General features: G+C 37.2%; 5 protein-coding genes. All 5 read left to right on the top strand.

Going from position 1 to position 5780, the window contains the following annotated elements:
* Positions 1 to 202: 202 nt before the first annotated feature.
* The 5 genes from ACQRDX_RS08900 (at position 203) to ACQRDX_RS08880 (ending at position 5664) form a co-directional block, all read left to right on the top strand.
* On the top strand, positions 203 to 1036 hold the full coding sequence (locus ACQRDX_RS08900) for a PRD domain-containing protein (protein ID WP_427896528.1): 834 nt from the start codon (positions 203 to 205) through the stop codon (positions 1034 to 1036).
* A gap of 31 nt (positions 1037 to 1067) precedes the next feature.
* Positions 1068 to 1385, top strand: coding sequence for a PTS lactose/cellobiose transporter subunit IIA (locus ACQRDX_RS08895; protein WP_003048451.1), 318 nt, complete (start codon positions 1068 to 1070; stop codon positions 1383 to 1385).
* On the top strand, positions 1385 to 3064 hold the full coding sequence (locus tag ACQRDX_RS08890; RefSeq protein WP_427896523.1) for a lactose-specific PTS transporter subunit EIIC: 1680 nt from the start codon (positions 1385 to 1387) through the stop codon (positions 3062 to 3064). The genes ACQRDX_RS08895 and ACQRDX_RS08890 overlap by 1 nt, the downstream gene beginning before the upstream one ends.
* A gap of 235 nt (positions 3065 to 3299) precedes the next feature.
* Positions 3300 to 4706: a 6-phospho-beta-galactosidase gene (gene lacG, locus ACQRDX_RS08885; protein WP_427896521.1), complete on the top strand. Its 1407-nt coding sequence runs from the start codon at positions 3300 to 3302 to the stop codon at positions 4704 to 4706.
* Positions 4707 to 4770: 64 nt separating this feature from the next.
* Complete coding sequence (locus ACQRDX_RS08880; RefSeq protein WP_427896519.1) at positions 4771 to 5664, top strand: aldose 1-epimerase family protein; 894 nt, start codon at positions 4771 to 4773, stop codon at positions 5662 to 5664.
* The last annotated feature ends 116 nt before the right edge of the window (positions 5665 to 5780 follow it).

Raw genomic sequence — 5780 nt, 5'->3', positions numbered from 1 at the left:
ATTTTTTAAAAATGTTTAAAACAAACAAAAAAACACAAAGAAAGGGTTTACAAAATCGAAATTGTGTGTTATATTATAACTGTAGAAATTAATAGAGTGGATTGTAACTAATTCGATTAGGCAAGACTACAAATGGATTTGAGAGTAGGATATTCTCGGTTTGTTTGTAGTCTTTTTTTGCTTAAAAATATAGGAGGGATATATGTTTAGGATTATACAGTCACTAAATAATAACGCTGCCCTGGTGAAAAATGAACATGAGGAACAGGCAGTCGTGATGGGATTAGGTATAACCTTTCAAAAGAAAAAGGGAGATTTGATTGTTAAGGATAAGATAGAAAATATTTTTTCACTGAAAAATGATGAAGCCAAAGAAAATTTTCTAACCTTATTAAAAGATATTCCCTTAGATTTTATTTCGGCAACCTACACGGTTATTAATCATCTGGTAGAAACTTATCATTATCCTGTACAAGAATATCTATATGTGACACTGACAGATCATATCTATTGTGCATATCAGGCGGTTTTAAAGAATACCTATCAAGAAAGTAGACTACCCAATATTTCAGCCGAATATCCATTGGAATATAAAATGGCGCGTGAAGCCTTAGCTATGTTTCGAGAAAAGTTGCTAAATGATTTTCCAAATGATGAGATTGGTAAAATTGCACTTCACTTAATCAATGCAAAAGGTGAAACAATTCATCCCACTAGTGAAGAACATGACATCAGTAAGAAAATTATTGCTGAGGTTGAACAAATTTTGATAGAGAATGGGATTAAACGCACAAAAGAAAATAGCAATTTTTATGATCGCTTTATGATTCATTTGTCCTATTTTCTGAATTACTTAGATAGGTCCCATCAGTCAAATGAATCGATTGCTAGTTTGGAACAGTACATCAAGCTCCAGAATCCAAGAGCTTACCTGATTGGAAGTCAGATTTTTGAGATGATCACAACATTGGTTGATGAACCTGTAAATGACAGTGAAAGGTTCTATATTGTACTACATATTCAACGGTTATTGTAAATCAATTCAATTTTAAAAGGAGGTTCATATTATGAACAGAGAAGAAATTACGTTATTAGGTTTTGAGATTGTTGCGTTCGCTGGTGATGCGCGTTCTCGTTTGATGGAGGCACTGGCTGCTGCTCAAAAAGGTGATTATGCAAAAGCAGAGGAACTAGTTGAAGCCGCCAATGCTTGTATTGTTGAAGCCCATCATGCTCAGACTAGCTTGTTGCAAAAAGAAGCGGCTGGTGAGGATTTAGCCTTTAGTGTGACACTTATGCATGGTCAAGACCATCTCATGACAACATTATTATTGAAAGATATGATGAGTCATATGATTGAACTGTACAAACGAGGTGACAAGTAATGAATAAATTGATTGAATTCATTGAGAAAGGGAAGCCTTTCTTTGAAAAGATTTCGAGAAACCCTTATTTAAGGGCTATCCGTGATGGTTTTATCGCAGCCATGCCAGTTATCTTATTCTCAAGTATCTTCCTATTGGTAGCTTTCGTGCCTAATATTTTTGGATTTACTTGGTCTGATGAAGCAGTTGCGGCTATCATGAAACCTTACGGTTACACAATGGGGATTGTAGCTGTCCTAGTTGCAGGAACGACCGCAAAATCTTTGACAGATGCGTTTAACCGTCAGTTGCCAAAAACCAATCAAATCAACTTCATTTCAACCATGATTGCCTCAATTTCAGGTTTCTTATTACTGGCTTCTGATGGTATTGAAGGTGGATTTGCCAATGGATACATGGGAACTAAGGGACTTTTGACAGCCTTTCTGGCAGCCTTCATTACGGTTAATATCTATAAGGTCTGTGTGAAAAACAATGTCACCATTCGTATGCCAGACGAAGTTCCACCAAACGTATCCCAGGCATTTAAAGATGTGATTCCATATGCATTGTCTATCTTTGTCTTGTATGGAATTGATCTTGTGACACGTCAATTCCTTGGAACAAACGTTGCTGAGGCAATTCTGAAATTATTTGAGCCTCTATTTACAGCCGCAGATGGTTATGTTGGTATTACAATTATCTTTGGTGCCTATGCTTTGTTCTGGTTTGTAGGGATTCATGGTCCATCTATTGTGGAACCAGCAATTGCAGCCATTACTTATGCTAATATTGAAACCAACTTCCAGCTTTTACAAGCCGGTCAACATGCGGACAAAATCCTGACTTCAGGTACTCAAATGTTTATCGTGACAATGGGTGGTACAGGTGCTACCTTGGTTGTGCCATTCATGTTTATGTGGTTGACTAAGTCTAAACGAAATAAAGCAATCGGACGTGCTTCAGTTGTTCCAACTTTCTTTGGTGTAAACGAACCGATCTTGTTCGGTGCACCACTTGTACTCAACCCAGTATTCTTTGTTCCATTTATTTTAGCTCCAATTGCTAACGTATGGATTTTCAAATTCTTTGTTGATACGCTAAAAATGAACAGTTTCAGCGTTAACTTGCCATGGACAACTCCAGGACCATTGGGGATTGTAATGGGAACAAACTTTGCTCCACTTGCCTTTGCACTAGCTATCTTATTGGTAGTTGTCGATGTACTTATCTATTATCCATTCTTGAAAGTTTACGATGAGCAGATTCTCGCTGAAGAACAATCAGGGAAAGTTGAAAATAGCTTGAAAGAGAAAGTGGCGGCTAACTTTAATACTGCCAAGGCGGATGCTATTCTTGAAAAAGCTACAGTCGACACCGAAATTTCTGAACAAACAAATGTTTTGGTACTTTGTGCAGGGGGTGGTACAAGTGGATTGCTTGCCAACGCTCTAACTAAAGCTGCAAAAGAATATGGTGTTCCAGTCACAGCAACAGCAGGAAGCTATGGTGCTCACCGTGAGATTTTACCAGAATATCAATTAGTCATCCTTGCACCTCAAGTAGCATCGAACTACGATGATATAAAACAAGAAACTGATGCATTGGGCATTAAACTTGCCAAAACTGAAGGGGCTCAATACATTAAACTCACTCGTGATGGTCAAGGTGCTCTTGACTTTGTCAAACAACAGTTCTAGAACCTGTATTCACAGTTCAGCACTCCCATCTAAGGCTAGTTTTTCAGCTACTCATCGTTAGTTTTTTTCAAAATACAGTCAGTATTCCCTCAAAAAACTGCCTTGATTAGCGAAAAACTATCTCTTATATACAAGCACTTCACTTGTGAATATAGGTTCTTAATCAAAAGGGGAGGGAGTAATAAATCTCCAACTCCTACCCCTTTATTTATTTTTGATAGAAGAAGGTAGGCATATGGTTAAAACATTACCAAAAGATTTTATATTTGGTGGAGCAACTGCTGCATATCAAGCAGAAGGTGCCACAAAGACAGATGGAAAAGGTCGTGTTGCATGGGATAAGTATCTAGAAGATAATTACTGGTATACTGCGGAACCAGCTTCTGATTTTTATAATCGTTATCCAGTTGATTTAGAACTAAGTGAACAATTTGGGGTAAACGGCATTCGTATTTCAATTGCTTGGTCTCGTATCTTCCCAACAGGCTTTGGAGAAGTGAATCCAAAGGGAGTAGAGTTTTACCATAAATTATTTGCGGAATGCCATAAACGTCACGTAGAACCATTTGTAACGCTTCACCATTTTGATACACCAGAAACGCTACATTCTAATGGTGACTTTCTAAATCGAGATAACATTGAACACTTTGTCAATTACGCAGCGTTTTGTTTCAAAGAATTCCCTGAAGTTAATTACTGGACAACCTTTAATGAAATCGGCCCAATTGGTGACGGTCAGTATCTTGTTGGGAAGTTCCCACCAGGTATTCAGTATGATTTAGCTAAAGTATTCCAATCTCATCACAATATGATGGTTTCACATGCCAAGGCAGTTAAGCTCTACAAGGATGCTGGTTATAGCGGAGAAATTGGTGTTGTACATGCATTGCCAACGAAATATCCTTATGATCCAACCAATCCGGAAGATGTCCGTGCAGCGGAACTTGAAGATATTATTCACAATAAATTTATCCTAGATGCAACATACTTGGGTTACTATTCTGAAAAGACTCTTGAAGGTGTTCGCCATATTCTGAAAGTAAATGGTGGGGAATTAGACCTTCGTGATGAAGACTTCGCTGCCTTAGATGCTGCAAAAGATTTGAACGACTTCTTGGGCATCAATTACTATATGAGTGATTGGATGAGAGCTCATGATGGAGAAACGGAAATCATCCATAATGGTAAAGGTGAAAAGGGAAGTTCTAAGTATCAAATCAAAGGAGTTGGTCGTAGAGAGTCCCCAGTTGATATTCCAAAAACGGACTGGGATTGGATTATCTATCCGCAAGGTCTTTATGATCAAATCATGCGTGTGAAAAATGACTATCCAAACTATAAGAAAATCTACATCACTGAAAATGGTCTCGGTTATAAAGATGAATTTGTAGATGGTACAGTCTATGACGATGGTCGAATTGATTACGTGAAAAAGCATTTAGAAGTGATTTCAGATGCTATCTCAGATGGTGCCAATGTTAAAGGGTATTTCATCTGGTCCTTGATGGATGTATTTTCTTGGTCAAATGGATACGAGAAACGATATGGACTGTTCTATGTTGACTTTGAAACCCAAGAACGCTATCCAAAGAAAAGTGCTTATTGGTATAAAAAAGTAGCAGAAACACAGATTATTGAATAAAAATAATACAAGGATGCCTAGCTCAAGTTAGCATCCTTGTTTTCATATAAGGGAGGCAGTTTTTATGTTCGAATTAAAAAATGAGAACTTAACAGTACAATTTTCTGAATTAGGTGGGCAAATTACTTCAATAAAAGACAATGATGGTGTCGAGTATCTTTGGCAAGGAGATCCGACCTATTGGAGTGGTCAAGCACCAGTTCTATTTCCGATTTGTGGAAGTTTACGAAATGATTGGGCTATCTATGAACCTGCAGAAAGACCGACATTTACAGGCACAATTCCAAGGCATGGACTTGTACGAAAAATGATGTTCAAAAATGTAAGGAGAACCGAAAATTCTTTGGAATTTTCTATTTCATCAAATGAAGAAACCGTAAAAAATTACCCATTTGAATTTGAACTTTCCATTAACTACTCACTACTTGGCAATACAATCCGAACTGAATATAGGGTTAAAAATCTTGAAGGACATAGAAAGCTACCTTACTTTATTGGGGGGCATCCTGGTTTTAATTGTCCTTTGTTGGATGGTGAGAGTTATGAAGACTATTATTTAGAATTTGAAAAAGTAGAATCTTGTACAGTACCTAGAAGTTTTCCAGAAACTGGCTTACTTGATCTGCGAGATCGTCGGCCATTCTTGGAAAATCAAAAGATCTTGGACTTGTCCTATCAACTGTTTGAGTACGATGCCGTAACATTGGATCAATTAGCATCACGAAAGGTAACCTTGAAATCTAAAAATCATCAGAAGACTCTTTCGATTGCATTTGATGATTTTCCATATTTAGTGATTTGGTCAACTACAAATCAGAGTCCCTTTATCGCATTAGAACCTTGGAGCGGACTCTCTACATCACTGGAAGAATCTGACATATTCAATGCCAAACGAAATATTAGTTACGTTGCTCCAAAAGAAGTTGATAAAAAACATTTTGATATTATTATTGAGTAAATACCATAGTAAAGTAATTTAAATATTCTACGGAAAACACTCAAAAACCCCACTGACTTTAATTAGCCAGTGGGGTTTATTACTTATATAATCCCCCTATAATCATGGAAAAGTAG

Origin of the sequence: Streptococcus sp. SGI.013 (assembly GCF_050315295.1) — a bacterium.
GTDB classification, from domain to species: domain Bacteria; phylum Bacillota; class Bacilli; order Lactobacillales; family Streptococcaceae; genus Streptococcus; species Streptococcus porcorum.
Note: the sequence above shows the minus strand (reverse complement) of the source record. Positions and strands in the feature narration are given on the sequence as shown.